General features: G+C 62.9%; 18 protein-coding genes and 1 pseudogene. 2 read left to right on the top strand and 17 right to left on the bottom strand.

Going from position 1 to position 20,820, the window contains the following annotated elements:
- Nucleotides 1–153 precede the first annotated feature (153 nt).
- The 10 genes and pseudogenes from EG244_RS14230 to EG244_RS14185 all read right to left on the bottom strand — a co-directional run bounded on the left by EG244_RS14230 (nucleotide 154) and on the right by EG244_RS14185 (nucleotide 10,484).
- On the bottom strand, nucleotides 154–516 hold the full coding sequence (locus EG244_RS14230; protein WP_124965649.1) for a hypothetical protein: 363 nt from the start codon (nucleotides 514–516) through the stop codon (nucleotides 154–156).
- A 901-nt stretch (nucleotides 517–1,417) separates the two neighbouring features.
- Nucleotides 1,418–1,750, bottom strand: a pseudogene (locus EG244_RS20995) (transposase).
- Nucleotides 1,751–1,991: 241 nt separating this feature from the next.
- A complete protein-coding gene (locus tag EG244_RS14220; RefSeq protein ID WP_124965647.1) occupies nucleotides 1,992–3,287 on the bottom strand; it encodes an NAD(P)/FAD-dependent oxidoreductase in 1,296 nt (431 codons plus the stop codon).
- Between the two features lie 82 nt (nucleotides 3,288–3,369).
- Nucleotides 3,370–4,791 (bottom strand): enolase-like domain-containing protein, encoded by a 1,422-nt coding sequence (locus tag EG244_RS14215; RefSeq protein ID WP_199737984.1) that lies wholly within the window; start codon nucleotides 4,789–4,791, stop codon nucleotides 3,370–3,372.
- Nucleotides 4,788–5,591, bottom strand: a complete 804-nt coding sequence (locus EG244_RS14210; RefSeq protein ID WP_233589018.1) for an ABC transporter ATP-binding protein — start codon at nucleotides 5,589–5,591, stop codon at nucleotides 4,788–4,790. Before EG244_RS14210 ends, EG244_RS14215 begins: the two co-directional genes overlap by 4 nt.
- Before the next feature lie 24 nt (nucleotides 5,592–5,615).
- A complete protein-coding gene (locus tag EG244_RS14205; RefSeq protein ID WP_199737983.1) occupies nucleotides 5,616–6,617 on the bottom strand; it encodes an ABC transporter substrate-binding protein in 1,002 nt (333 codons plus the stop codon).
- 30 nt (nucleotides 6,618–6,647) lie between these two features.
- On the bottom strand, nucleotides 6,648–7,409 hold the full coding sequence (locus tag EG244_RS14200) for an ABC transporter permease (protein WP_199737982.1): 762 nt from the start codon (nucleotides 7,407–7,409) through the stop codon (nucleotides 6,648–6,650).
- A gap of 12 nt (nucleotides 7,410–7,421) precedes the next feature.
- The gene (locus EG244_RS14195; RefSeq protein ID WP_199737981.1) at nucleotides 7,422–8,489 is read right to left on the bottom strand and encodes a dihydrodipicolinate synthase family protein; all 1,068 of its coding nucleotides are present in this window, start codon (nucleotides 8,487–8,489) and stop codon (nucleotides 7,422–7,424) included.
- Nucleotides 8,490–8,591: 102 nt separating this feature from the next.
- On the bottom strand, nucleotides 8,592–9,629 hold the full coding sequence (locus tag EG244_RS14190; protein WP_199737980.1) for an NAD-dependent epimerase/dehydratase family protein: 1,038 nt from the start codon (nucleotides 9,627–9,629) through the stop codon (nucleotides 8,592–8,594).
- A gap of 216 nt (nucleotides 9,630–9,845) precedes the next feature.
- Entirely contained in the window at nucleotides 9,846–10,484 is a 639-nt protein-coding gene (locus tag EG244_RS14185) for a TetR/AcrR family transcriptional regulator (protein WP_124965645.1), read from the bottom strand.
- Nucleotides 10,485–10,814: 330 nt separating this feature from the next.
- Here EG244_RS14185 and EG244_RS14180 point away from each other — a divergent pair, with 330 nt between their 5' ends.
- A complete protein-coding gene (locus tag EG244_RS14180; protein ID WP_124965644.1) occupies nucleotides 10,815–11,873 on the top strand; it encodes a hypothetical protein in 1,059 nt (352 codons plus the stop codon).
- Between the two features lie 86 nt (nucleotides 11,874–11,959).
- Here the strand turns inward: EG244_RS14180 and EG244_RS14175 are convergent, their stop codons facing one another.
- Genes EG244_RS14175 through EG244_RS14150 form a run of 6 tightly spaced genes read right to left on the bottom strand, consistent with a single transcriptional unit; the run spans nucleotide 11,960 to nucleotide 18,621 of the window.
- Nucleotides 11,960–13,291, bottom strand: a complete 1,332-nt coding sequence (locus tag EG244_RS14175) for a TRAP transporter large permease (RefSeq protein ID WP_124965643.1) — start codon at nucleotides 13,289–13,291, stop codon at nucleotides 11,960–11,962.
- Nucleotides 13,288–13,812 carry a TRAP transporter small permease subunit gene (locus EG244_RS14170; RefSeq protein WP_124965642.1) on the bottom strand — a complete coding sequence of 175 codons (525 nt, stop codon included), beginning with the start codon at nucleotides 13,810–13,812 and terminating at the stop codon, nucleotides 13,288–13,290. Before EG244_RS14170 ends, EG244_RS14175 begins: the two co-directional genes overlap by 4 nt.
- Nucleotides 13,813–13,842: 30 nt before the next feature.
- On the bottom strand, nucleotides 13,843–14,889 hold the full coding sequence (locus tag EG244_RS14165; RefSeq protein ID WP_124965641.1) for a C4-dicarboxylate TRAP transporter substrate-binding protein: 1,047 nt from the start codon (nucleotides 14,887–14,889) through the stop codon (nucleotides 13,843–13,845).
- A gap of 35 nt (nucleotides 14,890–14,924) precedes the next feature.
- Entirely contained in the window at nucleotides 14,925–17,306 is a 2,382-nt protein-coding gene (locus tag EG244_RS14160; protein WP_124965640.1) for a xanthine dehydrogenase family protein molybdopterin-binding subunit, read from the bottom strand.
- On the bottom strand, nucleotides 17,303–17,800 hold the full coding sequence (locus EG244_RS14155; protein WP_124965639.1) for a (2Fe-2S)-binding protein: 498 nt from the start codon (nucleotides 17,798–17,800) through the stop codon (nucleotides 17,303–17,305). The genes EG244_RS14160 and EG244_RS14155 overlap by 4 nt, the downstream gene beginning before the upstream one ends.
- Entirely contained in the window at nucleotides 17,797–18,621 is an 825-nt protein-coding gene (locus EG244_RS14150) for an FAD binding domain-containing protein (protein WP_124965638.1), read from the bottom strand. The genes EG244_RS14155 and EG244_RS14150 overlap by 4 nt, the downstream gene beginning before the upstream one ends.
- A 151-nt stretch (nucleotides 18,622–18,772) precedes the next feature.
- Here EG244_RS14150 and EG244_RS14145 point away from each other — a divergent pair, with 151 nt between their 5' ends.
- Nucleotides 18,773–19,381, top strand: a complete 609-nt coding sequence (locus tag EG244_RS14145; protein WP_124965637.1) for a TetR/AcrR family transcriptional regulator — start codon at nucleotides 18,773–18,775, stop codon at nucleotides 19,379–19,381.
- Between the two features lie 42 nt (nucleotides 19,382–19,423).
- On the opposite strand, the gene tpa is transcribed toward EG244_RS14145, so the two are convergent.
- Nucleotides 19,424–20,803 carry a hypotaurine--pyruvate aminotransferase Tpa gene (tpa, locus tag EG244_RS14140; RefSeq protein ID WP_124965636.1) on the bottom strand — a complete coding sequence of 460 codons (1,380 nt, stop codon included), beginning with the start codon at nucleotides 20,801–20,803 and terminating at the stop codon, nucleotides 19,424–19,426.
- Nucleotides 20,804–20,820 lie beyond the last annotated feature (17 nt).

Here is a 20,820-nt window from a genome sequence, read left to right as displayed (position 1 = left end):
AGACGAAGGCGCGATCCTGCGCGTCGAAGATCGAAGCCATCGCGGCGCCACCGGTCCGAGCCCGATGGCGGAGGCCCTTGGCGCTCGCGCGGACAGGCCCGGACGCACATCATCCGGCTGTGGCGCATGTCGAACCGGTCAGCCTCGCCCGGATCAGAAGAAAGCGGCACATAGGCCCCGGCCGCCGAGGCTCTGCGACCCCGGTGCGGCAAAGCGACGGATGGCATCCTGGCCGCCCTCACAGCCCAGGGCGCACAGATCTTCGAAGATCCGGATCAGGGTCAGTCGCTCTCTCGACGGCCTGCCGGCATTCGCGGCAGGCAACAGAACCGGCGGGTCCTGCCAGGGGCCGATCCGTGGCATCGGCTGATGCGCACGCCCGCAGCTGAAGTCGGTCTCATCCGACCGCAGGATCCTGCGGACGGTGTTCCGGGAGACCTGCAACTCCCGCCTGATCTTCTTCATCGATCCGCGCTGCACGTAGAAGGCCCGCCGGACCCGCGTAATCGTAGCCACCTCCTCCGTCCGCTGACCCGCAGCGCAGGGTCTGACGATACTTCAGGGGGTCAAAATTGCACGCCGAAACACAATTTCTGACTTCTGCGACCTGCCTGTCGAATGCCTTTGTCTGAGTTGTTTGATGCACTTCATTTTCGTCTCCACCCGATTGCAGCAATGATTCCCGCTTGTCTTAGGAAGACTCCGGCTTCCGGATGATTGGCAGCCACTGCCCGCCCCGCCATTTATGGCGGACAGTGGCGGCGGCTGGATCGTCATAAGCTGGGTCTTGATGGACCGTAATGGAGTTTGATCCGCCGCTGTCTTCGAACCTGGGCCTGAACGGGCACGCGTGTTTGTGCCACGCATGACAGGCACAGGACTGGCACAGATCACTGAACCTACCATCGGCATAAATATCTCAAAACCCATCCCGATGCGTCCCGCAGGAAGATCAGGCCGTACGCCCGTTCGGGAATACGCCCCCGGGCATCCGAGCCCTGACCCTGGAGCCGGACGCGCCAATCTCTGAAACCAGCTTGTTCTCAGAGACTCCCAAATCGCACGCAGGGCGCTGACCAAAGAACGCACGCGCCTGCGCAACCGCAGCCATGTGCAGTTCAACCCGCTTCTGAACCGCCGGATCAAGGCGCGCCTCCCGCTTGTCGGGCGTCAGCTCACCGCGCTCGATGGCGAGACGCACACCATCTTGAAAGTCACGAACCTTTGCAGCGCAAGCGCGAGATCCTGCGCCGCGAGCCATGTCCGCCACTGGTCCGGGGCCATAGCGGGCACGGCGGCTGGAGCCGCCATGTTTGCGGCATTGCCATTCGCAGCTCCCCTCCATCCTGATCCCTTCGCCATTGGGCCCGGAGCAATGGGGCCTGAGTGGCTCAGTGTCGATCAAAAGATAAAGGTGCTATTGACGACGGCAGGGGATCGCCACGTTTAATGGCTGCTGACGGCGGCTTAAGGTGCTGAAATCGGGCGCCGGCCAGGACAGTCCGGGCCAGGAGGCTCTTCATGAACCCCGCGGCCTGTCGCAAAGACAGCCTAAAAGCACCCTCAGAGTCAGACACGCCTGAATGGCTGCGTCGCTCCGGGTCTGTTGGCGGCCACGCTTGCCAGATATCTGTGCTTCCCACGCCATGCCCGCATCAAGACATACGGTCAGCGAACTTCGTTGCTTCAGCGCCTGGTTACAGGAAGGCCAGTTGCCCGTCTTGTCGCGGGGCTTCGGAGGACAGGTCACGCCATGCTTCGAACACGACCCGTCAAACTCATGACTTCCAACAGGATTTGCAGAGCGGCAGCTGTCTGACCATCCAGGACCGCTCGACCGGAAGTCTGCTGGCCCCGGGGGCGGAGCCAATACCGCCCGGGCAGCCTTTCGTGGCCGGAACTGCGGTCATGGGAGGCAGGGTCCGGATACAGTCGAACCCGGCTGCGGGCTTTGGCCTGCAGCCAGGAATAGCCGGAAGACGCGGGCTGGATCACTCGGAAATGTGGTCTTTGTCGGTGCCCCGGGCGGAGTGGGTGATCAGACGCACGGCGCTGCGGCCCCGCACATGGCTCCAGAACCAGTTCCAGGCGACGGCGGCGCGGCTGCGCGCGCCGATCAGGAAATAGATATGGGTGATGCCCCAGAACCACCAGGCCAGTTGCCCGCGCAGGCGCAGTTTGCCAAACTGGATCACGGCCGAGCGTTTGCCGATGGTCGCCAGATCGCCGAGGTGGCGATAGGTGAAATCCGGGGGCGGGGTCTGACCGGCGTGGCGCGCGCGGATCACCTTGGCCACATAGCTGCCCTGCTGTTTGGCGGCGGGCGCGACCCCGGGCACGGGCTTTCCCTCCCAGGCGGGGACGGTGGCGGTATCGCCGATCACGAAAATTTCGGGATGCCCTTCAACCGTCAGATCGTTTTGCACCGGGACGCGTCCGGCGCGGTCGCCCTTCAGCCCCAGCCAGTCTGCCGCCGGAGAGGCGGCAACACCCGCCGCCCAGATCCGGGTCTGACAGGGCAGAAATTCGCCGCCAAGCAGGATGCCATCGTCGCGGCAATCCGTCACCGCTTTGCCGAAACTCAGTTCCACCCCGCGCCGGGTGAGCGATGTCGCGGCATAATCCGAGAGAGAGGGATCAAAGGCGGCCAGAAGCCGCTCTCCGGCTTCAATCAGCAGAATGCGGCTGGCAGAGGTGTCGATATTGCGAAACTGCGGGCGCAGCTTTTGTGCAAGCTCGGCGATGATGCCGGCGAGTTCCACCCCGGTCGGGCCGCCGCCGACGATGGCGAAGGTCAGATGGGCCGCGCGGCGGGCGCGATCGGCTTCGCGCTCGGCATGCTCAAAGGCAAGAAGAATGCGGCGGCGGATCAGGGTGGCATCTTCCAGGCTTTTCAGCCCGGGCGCAAATTCGGACCACTGATCATTGCCGAAATAGGAATGCCGTGAGCCCGTGGCGATGACGAGGGTGTCATAGGGCACCGCCTCGCCCTCGCTCAGCAGAACCTGGCCGTCGCGGATCCCGGTCACGGTGCCAAGAAGCGTGGTCACATCATGGCGGTGTTCCATGAGATCGCGCACGGGCCAGGCAATCTCGGAAGGCGAGAGAATGGTGGTCGCCACCTGATAGAGAAGCGGTTGAAAAAGATGGTGATTTCGCTGATCGATCAGGGTGATCCGCACCCCCGCGCCCTTCAGGCTGCGCACGGTCTGAAGCCCGCCGAAACCTGCGCCGATCACCACGACGTGGTGTGCTGCCGTGCTGCCGTTCTTCGGGTGATCCGTCATGCCGCCTCTCTGAACGCTGATCCCAACTCAGGAGCAACGGTCTAAGGGCGGCTCAGTTTCCTGCGGAATGCGACATGTGTACTCAGGCCTGCGGCCAGAGCGCGCGGGGCGCGGGCGAAAGCCCTTCGGCCCGGGGGGCCTGGGCCGCGCCAAAGCCATGGGCCGCCAGCACCCCTGAGGTGTCGAGCTGACCTGCGGTTACGCGCAGCCGGACCCTCTCTCCCTCGCGGTGATAAAGCTCGGGATGGGCGGCCAGGAACGCCGCGTCCTCGGCTCTCGGGCCAAAGCCGTCGATGAAGTGATGAGCGTTTTTCTCAACGTGACCCAGGCCGAGAAAGCCCACCAGCGCCAGGTCCTGCTGCAGCGCGGTGCCCGGCTCGCAGGTCAGATCCTCGGCTGACAGGAGCCCCGGTTTCTCCCAGAGCGACAGCCGCGCGGCATTGAGGATGGATTTGTAAAACCCCTTGCAGACCTTGGTCGAGACCCCGCGATAGCCAAGCGCCCGGGCGCGTGGCGTGGCCTCAAGGCTGCCGTCGGATTCGTCGATGATGACCGGAAGATCGCCGGTGATGCCGCTGACCGGCACCTCAAAGGCGCGGTCGCGGTGGATCGGCTGCTCAAGGCAGATCAGCGCCTGGCGCAGGGGGGCAAGGGCGCTCTCGCGCTCAAAGGCGGTCCAGAATTCGGTCAGCGCCGCCGCATCGCGGAACTGCTCATTGCCATCGAGGGTGACCCGAAGCCCCGTGCCAACGGGCGCAAGAACAGCTGTGATCGCGCGAAGGCGGGCCAGATCGGCGGGGATATCGCCGCTGATCTTCAGCTTGTAATGCGAGCCGCGGTAGTGGCGCACCACCTCTTGCAGGGTCTCGGGCAGGCCGTCGCCGATGGGGCTGTGCTGGTCCGCTGCGGTCAGCGGATCCGCCAGCCCGACGGTATGGCGCAGGGCCAGGCTCTGCTGCGGGACCTGGGCGGCCAGAAAGCCGCTCAGATCAAAGCCCGCAAGCTCGGGCGTCAGCTCCGTGACCGCCATCCCGGCCAGATTGGCCTTCATGGCCGCCGGAAAACTGACCCCAAGCGCGCGGCAAAGGGCATCGAGTACCGCGCGGTCCAGCATGGCCGGACCAAAAGAGGCGATCAGCGGGTTCAGCCCCTCGGCCTCTGCCGCCGACATCTGATCGCGGTAGCTGCGGGTGAAAAACGAAAATGCGCTGCCGGCTGGCAGCGCCAGATAGGCCTCTGCCGCCAGCTCGACCGAGCGGCGCAGCTGGTGGTGGTTCTGCGCATCCGTCAGCGCGGGGTTTTTATCAAACCATTTCGCACTCAGCGCTTCGGCCGACCATCCGGTGGCCGCGCGCCCGTCGCTCAGCTCAATCCGGACCTGGACGACCAGTTGCAGCCCGCCGGTCGTGGTGGTGACGCCAAAGCGAAACGGCATCCGCATCCGGTAAGGCCGCTCAAATGCGCGGATTTCAACGACCTTCAGATGCGCAGCCGCAGCGCTCATTCCGGCACAAACCCATTGCCTGAGCCCGGTTCCCGGCCCAGCAGTTTGTCATAGATCTGCATCGACAGCCGCCCGAAAGCGGGGCTGACCCGGGTTTCCAGGCTGCGCGGACGCGGCAGATCAATGTCGAGCACCGTATCAATCCGGCCCGGACGCGGCGACATGATGACCACGCGGTCGGACAAAAGCACAGCCTCGGGGATCGAATGGGTGACAAAAAGCACCGTCTTGCGGGTCTGCGAGCTTTCGCCCCAGATCCGCAGCAATTCGAGGTTCATCTCATCGCGCGTCATGGCATCAAGCGCGCCAAAGGGCTCATCCATCAGCAGAATTTCGGGGTCCATCAACAGACCCCGGCAAATCGCCGCGCGCTGCTGCATGCCGCCCGACAGCTCTTTGGGCAACTTGTTCTCAAAGCCCGTCAGCCCGGTCAGCTCCAGCAGCTCCATGGCGCGGTTGCGGTAGGCTTTCGGTTTTTTGCCCGAAAGCTCTGCCGGCAGCAGCACGTTATCAAGGATCGTGCGCCATTTCAGAAGAACCGCGGCCTGAAACACCATGCCCACATTGGGGATCGGACGATCGACTTTGACGCCGTCGACGAGAATGCTGCCCTGACTGCGCTCGCGCAGCCCGGCCACCACCCGCAGAAGGGTCGATTTTCCGCAGCCCGAAGGCCCGACAAGCGAGATAAACTCGCCCTGCCGGACGTTCAGGTTGATGTCGCGCAGCGCTTCGACCGGACCCGAGGCGGTGTCATAGGTCATCGAGACCCGGTCGAGCTGGATGGAGTAATTGTCCACGCGGTTCCGCCTGTTCTTCTAAACTTATTTCTTCACGTCGAGCGGCATCTCAACACGGGTCAGGAAGCCCGCATCAAACGCATCTTCGCATTTCACTTCGGCGGGCAGGCCCATATAGGCATTGACCAGATCGACCGAGGCGCAGGCGCGGGTCATATCAATCGCGCCGATGCCATTGTCTTTGAAGTTCTGCGTCTTCATCAGATCAAGACCCAGCTGCATATTGGCACCAAGGGCGACTTCATCGATCTCCGGCACGGCCTTTTTATAGATCGCCATGGCGGCGGCGGGATCGTTCATCACATCCTGCCAGCCCTTATAAGAGGCCTCAAGGAAGCCCTTCAGCGCATCGGGGCGGTCCTTCATGGTCGCCTCTGAGGCCATGATCGACATGGCATAAAGCTCAAAGCCGTAATCGGCCCAGTTCAGCGAGACGACTTTGCCTTCGCCCACGGCTTTTTCCGCCATCGGGAAGCCGGTGGTGTAATCGGTCACCGCATCGGCGCGGCCTTCGGCCAGGGCTGCGTATTTCGCGGTCGGCTCAATATTGACCCAGTTGATGTCGTTCACATCGAGGTTGTTGAGGCGCGCAAAGGCCGGCCACATCAGGCGCTGGCTGTCACCGGCCGGTGCGCCGATGGTCTTGCCCTTCAGACCCTCCGGGGTGGTGATGGCGGAGTCGGCCTTGGAGAAGAAGTTCATCGGCGAGCTGTCGAAGATAATGCCGACGACTTTCACCGTGGTGCCACGCGCGCGCGAGCCCACGATCACCGCCGCATCGGCCAGACCCGCATCGGCGCGGCCCGTATCCACCTTCGCAATCGAATCGCCCGAGCCTTTCGAGCTTTCCAGCGTCACATCAAGGCCCTTCTCGGCGTAATAGCCCTTCTCTTTGGCCACCCAATAAGCCGCGTGGTCGCCCACCGGGAACCAGTTCATCGCAAAGGTGAACTTCTCGGCGGAAAACGCAGGCGCTGCGGCCAGAGCCGCCATCATCGCCACGGAAGTCAGGAGAGTATTTTTCATTATCTTCAGTCCCTGTTGATTAAAGATGGCTCAGGCTTCGTTCCCCTCGGCCCAGGGCGCGAGAAGGCGAGAGAGAAGACCAACCGCAGCAAAAAGCACGAGGCCGATCAGCGAGATATAAATGAGGGCCGCAAAGGCCAGCGCCGTGTTCATTGAGCTTTGCGAGGTGACGATCACATAGCCCAGCCCATGCTGCGAGGCCACGAATTCGCCGACAATCGCGCCGACCACGGCAGAGGTCGCGGTCACTTTCAGCGCGGAAAGGATATAGGGATAGGCATTGGGGATACGGATCTTCAGAAAGACCTTCCACTTCGGCGCTGAAAAAACCCGGCCCAGATCGATCATATCATGGTCAATCTGGCTCAGGCCGACGGCGGTATTGATGACCACCGGGAAAAACCCGATCAGCGCCCCCATCAGGATGTTCGGGAAAATCCCATAGCCCACCCAGATCAGAAACAGCGGCGCAATGGCCACCTTTGGCAGGGTGTTGAGAAAGACCAGAAAGGGCATCAGCGCGCGGTTGATCACCGGCGACCAGGCCACAAGGCAGCCAAGGAAAACCCCGCTCAGCGCCGCCAGCAGGAAAGCGCCCAGGATGGCGATCCCGGTGGCCCAGATATGGCCCCACCAGCGGATGGTGGGATCAAACATCGCCTCAATCACCGAGGCAGGAGAGGGCAGCAGATAGGGCCGCAGACCCCCGAAGGTGACCGCCGCCTGCCAGGCCGCGATCAGGGCCGCAAACAGCAGAATGGCTGGCAGATAGTTGATAAGTTTGTCTTTCATCCGGCCCATCCTTTACGCCAGCCAGCGTGCAAGATTGGCGCGCACGAAGGCGTCATCGGCCAGATCGGCGTGCAGCGCGCTGACGCGGGTCAACTCTTCTGCCTGACCAGGCGAGAGGCCCTCTGCCGGATCAAGGCACCAGATCCCCTCCAGCAGACCCTGGCGGCGCAGGATCTCATGGCAGCCCGCGATGCAGCCGTGGAAATCATTGGCCACATCAAAGAAGGCGGAGTTGCAATCGGTGACGCGGGCATCGAGCCCCAGAAGATCATCGCTGACAGCGCCTTTTGCGGCCTCATCGCGGCAGCGGTTGAAAATCTCAACCGCGCCTTTGGTCCAGACCGACCAATGGCCCAGAAGCCCGCCTTTAAAGCGCATTGTCACCGGCTGGCCGTCGCGCATCACGGTAAAGGGGGTCACCAGATCAAGGACGATGTGATCGTCATTTCCGGTGTAAAGCGTGACCTTATTCTCGGCCCCTGCCGCCACAATACCGCGCACCACATCGATGGTTTTATAGCGGTTAAAGGGCGCCACTTTGATCGCGATGACATTCGGGATCGCGGCAAAACGGGCCCAGAAATCCGCATCAAGATGCAGACCGCCCACGGCGGATTGCAGATAAAAGCCGATCAGCGGAATTTCTGCCGCCACCGCTTCGCAATGCGCAATCAGCTGGTCTTCAGATTGACCTTTCAGTGCTGCAAGCGACAAAAGCCCGGCGTTATAGCCCAGCGAAACCGCAACCTTCGCCTCAGCCACCGCCTGAGCGGTCGGCCCGGCAAGACCTGCCACCATGGCCAGCTGACGATCGGACCAGGCGGCGGCGGTCTCTGCTGCAAGCGACAGGACGCGGTCGTAAAGCCCGACCTCGCGGATAGCGAATTGCGTGGTATGCACGCCCACCGCCAGACCGCCCGAGCCCGCGTCCAGATAATACCGCGTCAGCGCTTTCTGGCGGCGCTCATCGAGTTCGCGCGCGGCGGTCAGCGCCAGCGGATGGGCCGGGATCACCGTGCCTTTGCGCAAAAGATCAAGGGCTGCCTGCTGCACGGCAGGGGTCGCTTTGCCAGTCATCATCCGAACTCCGCTCGGGCCATAAACCGCTAAGGGTTTGGTATTATGTCGTTTCACTGCGACAGGCCCGCGGGTAGCCGGGCCTGTCAGAACTCAGCCCCGGCCTTAGAAAGCGCCGGTGCGGGCTTCAAATTTGGTGGGTTTGTTATAGGCCACTTCACCGCGTGCGACCCAGTCGGCGACCCAGTCCAGCATCGCGCCCAGCGGCACCGAAGGGTAGCCAAAGAGGGTATTGGCCTGCGCGGTATTGGTGAGCCAGGCGGTCGAAGGCTCGGCTCCGACCAGCTTTGGCTCAACACCCAGACGGGTGGCAAGTTCAGTGACCAGCCAGCGCAGCGAGAGGGTCTCGGGGCCCGAGCAGTTGATCGGCGTGGTCACTTCCGTGGCATGGGCAAGGCAGCGCAGCGCCTGGGCATTGGCATCGCCCTGCCAGATGACGTTCACATGACCCATGAGCGACAGGTCAATCACCGTCCCCGCCTTGATGCGCGAGGCCAGATCGTAAAGCACGCCGTAGCGGCAATCGATCGCGTAGTTCAGGCGGAAAATCCGCCCCGGCGTGCCGTTTTTGCGCGAGAAATGTTCAAACATCCGCTCACGCCCAAGGCAGGACATGGCATATTCGCCGCGCGGCTCGGCCGGCTGGCTTTCCAGCGCGCCGCCCTGGAAGACATCGACCAGCGGATAGACATTGCCGGTCGAGAAAGCCACGATGCGGCTGTCTTTGAAGGTCTCGGCCACCAGAGCGGGGACATGGGTATTCATCGCCCAGGTCAGCGGCTGATTGCCCGATGCGCCGAATTTCATCCCCGCCATGAAGATGACGTTTTTGCACTTCGGCAGCGCTTCAAGGGCCGCTGCATCCATCAGATCGGCTTTGACCGTCTCAATGCCCCAGCCGTTCAGCCGCGAGACCAGCTCCGGCTCTGAGAAGCGCGCAACGCCGATCACACGTTTTTCGGGGGCCGCACGTTTGGCCATCCGCGCAAGGGTCGGGCCCATTTTGCCCGCAACGCCCAGGATCAGGATATCGCCGTCGACCCGGGCCAGATCCGCAATCAGCGCTTCATCGGGGCGGGTCATGAAGTCTTCGAGATCTTCCACACTCTCAAAGCGCGCGGGCAGAGCGGATGTCGCGGTCACGATGGCGTCCCTTTCCGGTCGCAGCTGGCGGGCGACCCTGATGTTCGTCTTATCCTCACGCTAGCGAGAGGAAATCGTGATTTCAACTAATTAGTTGAAATTTGACGCAACGAAAATTCACCAGGGCGGAAGTGTTTGGAATTTATGCAAAACTGACTGACCGGCAGGGTGTGCCGGAGGGTGGTCTGATGCGAGTTTCAGCAGATCAGGACGGGCTCAGGCCCTGAGCCCCTTCAGCACCATGGTCACGATATGGGTGCGATACGATTCAATCACCCCAGGATCCGAGAGGTTGCGCCCGAAAATCGCCGACATGGTTTTGCCATTGGCGAAGTAAAAGAAGGTCATCCCGGCGATCGAGATATAAAGCTCCAGCGGGTCGACACCTTTGCGAAAGATCCCCTGGGCCTCACCATCGCGCAGCGTTGCGCCGATCATGGCGATCAGCGGCGAATTGGTCGCCAGCAGGGTCTCGGCATTTTGCATATGCGGCGCGCCCATGGCGTTCTCATCGGCGAGCATTCGGATGAATTCATTGTGCTGCGCCAGATAGTTCAGCGAGAAATCGATCAGCCGCGTGATCGCCTGTTCCGGGGGCAGAATGCGCAGATCAAGCTCGCGCTCTTTCAGGCGGATCTCGCTGTAGATCGCCTCAAGGGCCGCGCGGTAAAGATCGTCTTTCGAGCCGAAATAGTAATAGACCAGCTGTTTGTTCAGCCCTGAGCGGCGGGCGATATTGTCCACCCGGCCGCCGTTATACCCCGCCTCAGAAAATTCCTCCCGCGCCGCGGTGAGGATCTGCTCGCGGGCGGCCGGGTTCTGGCCACGGGCCGTGCGGTTCTGGCTTTTCGGCATCGGCTGCTCCGCGACAGATCGGATGGGATCCGGCAGATCAGGCCGGGGGGGAATAAGCGACGAGGTGATAGCGGCGCAGGCGGAGGCTGTCCAGAACTTCGCAGTCGATGGCTTTGGGGCGGGCCCGGGACGCCGGTCTCTTGATGATTTTTCTTGACGCAGGCGCGAGGGTCTTTCCTGATCGGTGCAGATTTTGATAACGATCCGGATCCGGCAGGTGAATATGAGTTCAGTTTTGCAACGTCACGCCCCGATGGTGAGGCCGCCCCTGGAACAGGGCACGGGCCGGAGTGTGGCTCCTGCCCCGGACCGGATCACTGAGGGCGCAGTATGAAACCGTCATTCCCACTTTCGCGCCGCATTCTGCTGGGCAGCGCAGCGGCGGCGGGCCTGACAGCGCTTTTGCCCGCCACTGCCAGGGCGGAGGCGGGTTACTGGAGCCCCCTGCGCAGTCCTTCGGGCCCGAGAGATCGCAGCGTTCACAGCGGTCACAGCCTCACGGACAGCTATCTGAACACGGGGCCCTGGCCTGGATCATTGCGCCGGATGGCGGATAGCATGGGCTTGCGCGACGCCGAGCGCAAGATCGTCAAATCGACAATTCCGGGCGCGCCGCTGAGCTGGCGGTGGGATCATAGCACCGATCCCGGTAGTGATGCCCGCCACGACATTGCCGGTTTCCAGACCCTGGTCATCACCGAAGGCGGCCCGCCGCCCCGGATCCGGCCGGATGAGCAGACCGATATGATGGCGCATTCGCTCGATTATCTCTGCCGCTTTGCCGCCAATGCCCTGCAGAACGGCAATAAGGGCGAGGGGCTGCGGGACATCAATCTGTGGTCGATCTGGCCCAGCCTGAACCTCTGGCGTCCGCCGGGCAATCCGGATTGGCAGGAGTTTGCGGATTTCCGCTCCGCTTTGCCGGAATATGGCCGCAGCTTTGAGTTTATGGCCGCCTATGCCACCTGGAAAATGCGCAGCCATTTTAAAGACTTGCCCGATGACTGGCGGATCCGGGTCTTCCCGGGGCATCTGTGGATGGCGCGGGCCTGGGATGCGGCCGCCGCAGGCGAAATACCCGGCATCACGCGCTTTGAAGAGTTTTTCGTCGATGAGATTCACGCCAATGATGTCTGCGGCTATGGCCTGGCCTGCCTGGTGCTGAGCTGTCTTTACCAGAAAGACCTTGGCGCGCGGCAGCGGCTTTTCCGGATGGAGGGCATCAGCCCTGAGCTGCGGGACTGGTTCACGCGCACGGCCTGGGAGGTGGCCTCTGACTACGCTCCGGCGGGTATGGGCGGCAGCAGCCACGCAGGCCTGCTGTGGGACCCTGAGCGGATGAAGGATCCGCTGCCGGACTGGCACCCGCCAGGGCCGCTGCCGGGCTGAGGGGCGAAGGCTCAGCCCATCAGATATGCAACCGGCCGCAGTGACCTGAGTGTCGCTGCGGCCGGTGATCTTTCGGGCCTGCGGCGTTAAATCAACGCAAGGCTGAGCGCCGGGAAGAAGGCCAGCACCAGAAGAACCACCATCATCACCAGGATAAAGGGGAGCGCACCCAGAAAGACCTGCTCCACCCCGACGTTCGGATCGTTCAGGGTGTTGTGAACCGTAAAGACCGAGATCCCGAAAGGCGGGGTCAGCAGGCCGATCTCAACCGCCAGCACGGTCAGCACGCCAAAATGGATCAGGTTAAAGCCAAAGCCATCGGCAATCGGCGCCATGATCGGCACGACGATCAGCAGAATCGAGGTGCTGTCGAGGATCATGCCAAGGGCGATGATCAGCAGGATATACATCGCCAGAAAGCCCGTGGCGCTGAAGCCTCCGTCGCGGATCAGCCCGGCGATGCCATTGGGCAGCCCCGCCACCGAGAGCATCCGGCTGTAAAAGCTGGCCGCGATCAGCAGAAAGAGGATCGAAACCGAGATCGCGCCGGTCTGACGGATGATTTCCCAGGTTTTCTGCCGCGTCAGGCTTTTGCGCATCAGCGCAATGATCAGTGCCCCGAATGCGCCGACGCCACCGGCTTCGGTCGGGGTGAAATAGCCCGAGTAAAGCCCGCCGAGCACCAGGAAAACCAGGGTCACGATGGGCAGGAGCTTGGCCAGCATCTCGCGGCCCGACATCTCGGTCCCCTTTGAGGCGGCCGCGCGGCGCTGACGGGCAGCCTCGGGGTTTTCATAGACAAACCCGGGGGTAAAGCGGGCCATGGCCATGATAACAATGACAAATCCAATGGCCAGAAGCGCGCCCGGAACCACCCCCGCGATGAACAGCGAGCCGATCGAGACCTCGGCCAGCACGCCATAGACGATCATCAAAAGCGAGGGCGGGATCATCATCCCAAGGATCGACGAGCCCGCAACCGTCCCTGCCGCAAAAGCGGTGCGGTAGCCGTGCTGGCGCATCTCGGGCACCGCCACCCGGGTAAAGACCGCAGCAGAGGCAATTGAGACCCCGGTCACCGCCGCAAAAACCGTATTGGCCGCAACCGTGGCCACCCCAAGCCCGCCAAGCAGACGGCGCAGCAGCACTTCGGCCACCGCAAAGGTGTCACGCCCGACGTTGGAGGCGCTGACCAGCAGCCCCATCATCACAAAAAGCGGGATGGTGGCGAAAAGATAATCCGCAATGCCGTTCCAGGCCGTCAGATCCAGCAGCCGGAAGGCCAGATCGATATTGCCGCGCAGGATCCAGATGCCGAGAAAGCCCACGAGGATCAGCCCGATGGCGATATGCATCCCCAAAAGGATCAGCACGACCAGAAGCGCGATGAGCAATAGCCCGATAGTCAGAGAAGTCATGCCCGCGCCCCCCTTGCGATGCGAAAGGCAGCCAGCAGCGCTGCAAGCCCGCCGAAGGCGGCTCCCAGCGTCATCAGCCAGCGGAAGGGCCAGACCGGAATGGTAAAGACACCCTGAACGCCGAAGAACTCACTGGTTGCAAAGGTCCCGGCGCTTTCCGCCCAGCCTCCGGCCACGATCAGCCCGCAGACCAGCGCCGCACAAAGCATGAAGACCACTTCCATGGCGCGGCGCAAAGCCGGGCTGCGCGCGCCGATCAGCTGCAGCAGCAGATCCGCCCGGGTCAGCCGGTCGCTCAGGATCGCGCCCGCAAGCTGCAGAAAGACAATCGCCACCACCGAGCGGCCCGCGATCTCAGCGACCCCCACGATGGGGCTGTTGAGGAAACTGCGGCCGATCACATCGGCCACAATCAGAAACATCAAAAGGAAGGTCCAGACCGAGCCGGTGGCAGAGAGCACCTCTGCCAGCCGGTCCGCCGGGCCACCCGTCACGGGGCCGATCTTCGGAGTATCATCCATTATGCGTGAACCGCAGTCTCATCTCAGGTCTTAAAGCCCCGCATCCCAGTCCCGCAGCGGCGTGACGCCCCGCGCGCGCAGCTCATCCATATAGGCTTTCAGCACCACTTTGCCGGCATCGCCGGTCTGGCCGATCCAGGGCTCAACGATATTGGGCAGGGTACTGACCCAGGCGGTTTTCTCCGCGGCGGGCAGATCGGCAACCTTCAGACCCGCGGCCTGCATATCGACCATGGCTTTGGCCGCCAGCTGGGTCACATATTCGCCATGCGCTTTCGAGGTGACGGGACCTGCGGCGAGGAAGGCCTGCTGCACCGGCTCGGGCAGGCTTTGGAAGAACTTCTCATTGGCCGCGATCGAGCCGAAATACATCGAGCCCGCACCGACCTTCGTCAGATGGGGCGCGACCTCATAAACCCGCGTCGGCAGGATGCCCGAGGCAAAGGACAGCGCGCCTTCGGTCACACCGGTCTGAATATTGGTGTAATAGGTGGTCAGCGCGCCATCGACCGGGGTCGCACCGGTGCCGGTCAGCCAGTTCGCGGCGGTGCCCGGGGCATTGATTTTGCGGTTCTTCAGATCACCCAGCGAGGCAATCGGGAAGTTTGAATAAATGTCATAGCTGTCGGTGATCAGCGAGGACAGATGCCGCATCCCCTGGGCTTTCCAGCTGTCAGCGAGTTCCGGCAGCTCAACATTCAGCTTGTCGAAAATATCGATGAGCATCATGTGATCATCGGTCGCGAAGGGGGCGAAATAGGTCACATTCTGCAGGGGCATGGTCGCCCCCTCCCAGACGGTGCCCACCATGCCGACATCAACGATGCCGTCTTTCACCGCGGCGCGGGTGTCGGTGAATTTGTAAAGCGTGCCGCCGTAGGCCTCGACCCAGTTGATCTTATAGTCACCCTTTTCCGCCAGGATGCGGTCCACCTCGGGCTGGAAGCCATTTTTCATGGCATAGACCCAGATATTGGCCTCAGGGTGGCTGGAGCCGATGTTCACGGTTACGCTTTGTTGGGCATAGGCCGTGGTGCCAAGCAGCAGGGCTGCGGCGAAAGTCAGTTTAGCAGGCATCTTTTATCCTCCCAGATCCGGATGCGCAGTCTCAATCAGTCGCTCAAAGTCCCCATGGCGCGCAAAATGCGCTCAGGCGTCATAGGCATCTGCAAAATGCGCCCGCCGCTGGGGCGGATCGCGTCATTGATGGCATTCATCACCGCCGCCGGCGCACCGGCCGTCCCGGCCTCTCCCGCGCCTTTGGCCCCGAGCAGCGATTCCGCCGTCGGTGTCTCGACATGGGCGATCTGCATATCGGGCATCTCAACCGCCATCGGCACCAGATAATCCGCCATCGAGCCGTTCAGCATCTGGCCATGCTCATCATAGAGGCATTCTTCGTAAAGCGCGCCGCCAAGGCCCTGCACGATACCGCCGCGGATCTGCTCATCCACCAGCTGCGGGTTGATGACCCGACCACAATCCTCGACGCACCAATGCTTCAGCAGCTTCACAAAGCCGGTCTCGCGGTCCACCTCAACATAGGAGGCCTGAGCGCCGTTGGTGAAGGCGAAGGGGTACTCCATGGTGATGAAATGGCGCGTCTGCACCAGCTCGCGCGGCAGACCTTTGGGCAGGGTATCGCCGCGGAAATAGACCACGCGGCCCAGCTCGCTCAGCGGCATCCGCCCGGCGCCGCTCTCCAGATCGACGATCTGCCCGTCGTTGATCGACAGGCTTTCGGGGGCGCATTGCAGCATGGCCCCCGCTACTTCGAGGATCGCGCCCTTCAGCGCGAGCGCCGCCTGAAGCGCCGCTTCGCCGCCGATGCCCGCCCCGCGCGAGGCCCAGGTGCCGCCGCCATAGGGGGTGACCTGGGTATCGCCGGTGATGACGCGGACCTGATCGGGGCGCACGCCCACGCCTTCGGCCACGACCTGCGAGAGCATGGCTTCGGTGCCCTGACCCTGTTCCGTCACGCCCGAAAGCACAACCACCGATCCATCAGGATCCATCCGCACCGTCGCCCCGTCCTGGGCTGAGATGCGCGCGCCGCCGATGCCATACATGAAGGGGCTGGGATTGGTCAGCTCAATGAAGCTTGCAAGGCCGATGCCGCGCCAGATGCCCTTTTCCCGGGCCGCTGCCTGATCACGGCGCAGGGCCTCATAATCCATCATCTCCAGCAGCTTATCCATCGTCGCCTGATGCGACAGCCCCTCAAAGCGCATATTGGCGGGCGAGGTGGCGGGATAGGCATCATCGCGGAAGAAATTCCGCCGCCGGATCTCGGCGGGGTCCATATTCAGCGCCTCAGCGGCCAGATCAACCAGACCTTCCGTGACCGCCGTGGCGATCGGATGGCCCACGGCGCGATACTGACAGGTCGGCGCTTTGTTTTGCAAAACCACCGAGGTGCGGGCGCGGTAATTGGCGAAATCATAGGGCCCGCCGCAGAGGTTCACGACCTGATTGCCCTCAATCGCAGAGGTGCGCGGATAGACCGAATAGGGGCCGATCCCGGTCCAGTCGTCGATGTCAAAGGCCAGGATTTTGCCGTTTTCATCCACCGCGATGCGACCGTCGATCTCATGATCGCGGGCATGGATGTCCGAGATGAAACTCTCAAGCCGGTCGGCGATGAATTTCACCGGACGGCCCAGAACCTTCGCAATGGCTGCGGTGGCGACTTCATCGGGATAGACATGAACCTTAATCCCGAAGCTGCCGCCGACGTCGTCGCAGATCACCCGAACGCGGGATTCCTCCAGACCGAGATGCGTCGCGAGAACCGTCTGGATCATATGGGGGGCCTGAGTGCCCTGCCAGACGGTCAGCTTGCCCTCTGCCGGGTTCCAATCCGCAAGGCAGCCGCGCGGCTCAAGCGTGACACCCGTATGACGCCCGGTTTTAAAACTCGCCGAGATGACTTTATGGGCAGAGGCGAAAGCCGCCTCAACATCGCCCTGCACATGCTCGCGCCGGAAGGCGAGGTTGTCGCCGAGATCGGGGTGAATGACCGGGGTTTCGGGATCAAGGGCGGTGCGGATCTGCGTCACCACCGGCAGTTCGTCGTAATCGATGTTCACCAGCGCCGCCGCCGCTTCCGCCTCGGCACGACTGTCGGCGACGACGGCCACCACCGGCTCGCCCACCCAGCAGGTACGGTCGAGCGCAAGTGCGTGTTGCGGCGCGGATTTCAGCCCCTTCAGATGCGCCAGAACCGCCACCCAGGGCGTGCAATGCGGCAGCAGATCCTGCCCGGTGAAAATCGCGCGCACGCCGTCGCAGGCCGCAGCCTCCGTGGTGTCGATCGCGGTGATCTTCGCATGACCCCAGGGTGAGCGCACAAAGGCCAGATGCAGCATCCGCGGCAGGGTGATGTCATCCACATAGCGGCCCCGGCCCTGCACCAGACGCGGCGCATTGGGGCGCGGCACGGTGCGGCCGATATAGCTGTTCGGGCGGTTGGGATTGCCAAAATCGATGGTCATTTCAGCGCCTCCGCCCGGGCGCGGGCCACGGTCTCAACGGCGTCGATGATGGCCTCATAGCCGGTGCAGCGGCAGTAATTGCCCGACAGATGATCGCGGATCACCTCGCGCCCGGGCACGCCACCGCGCGCCAGAAGATCCGCCGCCGTTGCCAGCATCCCCGGCGTGCAAAAACCGCATTGCAGGGCGTTGCGGTGGACAAAAGCCTGCTGCAGATCGGCAATCACGCCGCGCTCGGTCAGCCCTTCAATGGTCTCGACTTCCGCGCCATCGGCCTGGGCCGCCAGCATCAGACAGCCGCGGGTGATCTCACCGTTGACCCGCAGCGTGCAGGCGCCGCAGACGCCATGCTCGCAGCCCGCGTGAGAGCCGGTAAGCCCCAGTTCCTGGCGCAGAAAATCGGTCAGATGCTGGCCGACGCGGACGCGGGCCTTCACCTTCTGGCCGTTCACCATCAGGCGGATCTGGGTTTCGGTCTGAAAAAGGTCGCTCATGCTGCGAGATCCTCAAGGCAGCGGCGCAGCAGCACCGAGGCAAGGTGACGGCGATAGGCGGCAGAGGCATGCGGATCGCTCTGCGGATCGATGTCTTCGGGGACGGCGGCGAGGGCGGCAGCCAGATCACCGGCATCAAGTGCTGCCATCACGCTGCGGCCCAGCATCGGACGCGGGCCTGTGCCGAAAAACGCAACGCGGTGCCCTGAAGGGCGGCGCACGAGGGCAATCCCGGCCAGGGCAAAATCCCCGGCGCGGCGCGAAAGCTCGCGAATGAGCTGGGCCTCTTTCGCGGCTGCAAGGGGCAGGGAGATCGCGGTGACAATCTCATCCTGGGCAAGATCCGTGACATAGACGTCTTCAAAGAAATCATCCGCCGCCACTTCACGCTCGCCCCCGGGGCCTGAGATGCGGATCAGGGCATCAAGGGCGAGAACGCAGGCCGGAAGTTCCGCAGCCGGATCGGCATGCGACAGCGAGCCGCCGATGGTGCCCCGGGTGCGGATCGCCTCATGGGCGATCAGCGGCACGGCGCGGGTCAGCAGCGGCGCATGTTCGGCGATCAGCGGGTGACGGCCGAGTTCGGCATGGCGGGTCAGCGCCCCGATCACCAGGCGGTCGCCCTCAAGGCGGATGCCTTTCAGCGCCTCGATGCCATTGATGTCGATCAGCCGGGTGTCCCCGCCCAGACCCATATTGATCGCCGCCATCAGGCTTTGACCTCCGGCGATCACTTTCGCATCGCCATCCGCTTCGGCCAGCCAGGCCGTGGCTTCGGCAATCGTCGATGCACGGGCATAGCCCGCCAGCGTCGGTTTCATCTCGTCCTCCCCCCGGATGGGCGTGGTCTCTCCTCCCCACGTCCAGCCGCTTGTCTTTAGTGAGCATATGCTCTCTAACGGGCAATTAGTCGTTCGCAGGGGGCGACTGTCAAGATTTTTCGCAGGAACGTTTGGGGGAGAGCGGCGCCGCATGCATACCGAACCGCCAAAGCCCCGCCGCCGTATGGCGCCGCAGGACCGCCGCCGACAGATCGTGGCGGGCGCCGTCAGCTATTTCGCCGAGACCGGACTTTCGGGAAATACCCGCGACCTCTCGCAGCGCCTTGGCGTCACGCAATCGCTGATTTTCAAGCATTTCCCCACCAAAGCCGCGCTGCACGAAGCGGTCTATGAGCAGGTCTTCCTGAGCCGGATAGAGCCGCACTGGCCCGCGCTGCTGCGCGACCGCCGGCTGCCGCTGATCGCGCGGATGGGGCAGTTTTACACCGAATATACCCGGGCGATCTTCACCTATGAATGGATGCGGATCTTCATGTTCTCAGGGCTTGAAGGGGCCGAGTTGAACCGGCGCTACCTCGGCCACCTGCAGCAGGTGATCCTGTCGCCCATGCTGGAGGAGTTAAACGCCGCCATCGCCCCCGCAGAGGCCACGCCCGAAGATATCTGGCGCTTGCACGGCAGCATCATCTATATCGGCATCCGCCGCTTCGTCTATCAAACGCCGGTGCCGGAGGATGAGGTGCCCGCCGTACTCGACAGCGTGGCGCATTTTCTGGGCCGCTGGCCGGGGCTGGTCTGAAGCGTCCCCCCGCAGAGCCTGCGGAGGGACGTGAGAGAGAGGTCAGCCAAAGACCTTCGTGAGCGCCACATCAATCGCATCGGTGATGCGGTCGATTTCCTCGGCCGTCACGGTCAGCGCCGGGGACAGACACAGCGTGTTGTTAAAGCCCGGCAGTGAGCGGTTGGTCGCGCCGATAATCACGCCCTGGGCCAGACATTCCGCCACCACGGCCTGCGCCTGCTTTTCGTCGACCGGCTCTTTGGCGCTGCGGTCTTTTACCAGCTCCGCGCCAAGGAAAAGGCCAAGCCCGCGCACATCGCCGATCACCGCGTGCTTTTCCTGCAGCGCTTTCAGATTGGCCATGCAGCGCGCACCCATGGCGATGGTATTCTCCAAAAGGCCCTCTTCTTCGATGATGCGCATATTCTCCAGCGCCGCCACCGGGCCAGAGGTGCAGCCGCCGAAGGTCGAGATATCGCGGAAATAGCTCATGCTGTCAGAGGGGTCTTCCTTGAACAGATCAAAGACCCGCTCGGTGGTGACGGTGCAGGAGATCGCCGCATAGCCCGAGGCGACGCCCTTCGCCATGGTGACGAAATCGGGCTCGATGCCATATTGCTGATAGCCAAACCACAGGCCGGTGCGGCCCAGACCGCAGACCACCTCATCGATATGCAGCAGGATGTCGTATTTGCGGCAGATTTCCTGCACACGCTCCCAATAGCCCCTGGGCGGCAGGATGACGCCGCCGCCTGCGGTCACCGGCTCCAGCACGATCGCGCCCACGGTTTCCGGGCCTTCGCGCAGGATCACCTCTTCGATGGCATCAGCGGCGCGGCGGCCGTAATCTTCCACATCCCACTGCTTGCGATACTCAAGGCAATGCGGCACCGAAACGAACCCCTCGGGGTAGGGGCCATATTGCTCGGCGCGCTGCGGCTGGCCGGAGGTGGCAAGGGTGCCGATGGTGGTGCCGTGGTAATCCCGCTCACGGTAGAGGATCTTCCACTTTTTGCCGCCGTGTTTGCGATGCGCGATCTGGCGCACCATCTTATAGACCTTCTCATTGGCCTCTGAGCCGGAGTTTGAATAATAAACCCGGCTCATGCCCGGCATCTTCTCAATCAGCTTTTCGGCAAAAAGCGCGGCGGGCACGTTACCCGCGGCCCCGGCGTAATAATTCAGCTTGATCAGCTGATCGCGCACCGCATTGGCAATGCTTTCGCGGCCATAGCCCACATTGACCGTCCAGACGCCGCCCGAGACCGCATCGAGGAACTCCCGCCCCGTAGCATCCCAGAGCTTCAGGCCCTTGCCCTCCACAAAGACCCGCGGGTCGGTGGTCTCATATTGCTTATGCTGGCTCAGATGGTGCCAGACATGGGCCTTATCCGCGGCGATTACCTGCGAGAGGTCGTTCTTTTTGTAGTCCAGATCCATCGTCTTCTCCTCCCGAT

It is taken from the genome of Falsigemmobacter faecalis, from assembly GCF_003863335.1.
Taxonomy (GTDB): domain Bacteria; phylum Pseudomonadota; class Alphaproteobacteria; order Rhodobacterales; family Rhodobacteraceae; genus Wagnerdoeblera; species Wagnerdoeblera faecalis.
Note: the sequence above shows the minus strand (reverse complement) of the source record. Positions and strands in the feature narration are given on the sequence as shown.

Coding starts and splice junctions, on each gene's coding strand:
- EG244_RS14220 (WP_124965647.1), bottom strand. CDS start 3,287: ATGACGGATCACCCGAAGAACGGCAGCACGGCAGCACACCACGTCGTG.
- EG244_RS14215 (WP_199737984.1), bottom strand. CDS start 4,791: ATGAGCGCTGCGGCTGCGCATCTGAAGGTCGTTGAAATCCGCGCATTT.
- EG244_RS14205 (WP_199737983.1), bottom strand. CDS start 6,617: ATGAAAAATACTCTCCTGACTTCCGTGGCGATGATGGCGGCTCTGGCC.
- EG244_RS14200 (WP_199737982.1), bottom strand. CDS start 7,409: ATGAAAGACAAACTTATCAACTATCTGCCAGCCATTCTGCTGTTTGCG.
- EG244_RS14195 (WP_199737981.1), bottom strand. CDS start 8,489: ATGATGACTGGCAAAGCGACCCCTGCCGTGCAGCAGGCAGCCCTTGAT.
- EG244_RS14185 (WP_124965645.1), bottom strand. CDS start 10,484: ATGCCGAAAAGCCAGAACCGCACGGCCCGTGGCCAGAACCCGGCCGCC.
- EG244_RS14180 (WP_124965644.1), top strand. CDS start 10,815: ATGAAACCGTCATTCCCACTTTCGCGCCGCATTCTGCTGGGCAGCGCA.
- EG244_RS14175 (WP_124965643.1), bottom strand. CDS start 13,291: ATGACTTCTCTGACTATCGGGCTATTGCTCATCGCGCTTCTGGTCGTG.
- EG244_RS14170 (WP_124965642.1), bottom strand. CDS start 13,812: ATGGATGATACTCCGAAGATCGGCCCCGTGACGGGTGGCCCGGCGGAC.
- EG244_RS14165 (WP_124965641.1), bottom strand. CDS start 14,889: ATGCCTGCTAAACTGACTTTCGCCGCAGCCCTGCTGCTTGGCACCACG.
- EG244_RS14160 (WP_124965640.1), bottom strand. CDS start 17,306: ATGACCATCGATTTTGGCAATCCCAACCGCCCGAACAGCTATATCGGC.
- EG244_RS14155 (WP_124965639.1), bottom strand. CDS start 17,800: ATGAGCGACCTTTTTCAGACCGAAACCCAGATCCGCCTGATGGTGAAC.
- EG244_RS14150 (WP_124965638.1), bottom strand. CDS start 18,621: ATGAAACCGACGCTGGCGGGCTATGCCCGTGCATCGACGATTGCCGAA.
- EG244_RS14145 (WP_124965637.1), top strand. CDS start 18,773: ATGCATACCGAACCGCCAAAGCCCCGCCGCCGTATGGCGCCGCAGGAC.
- tpa (WP_124965636.1), bottom strand. CDS start 20,803: ATGGATCTGGACTACAAAAAGAACGACCTCTCGCAGGTAATCGCCGCG.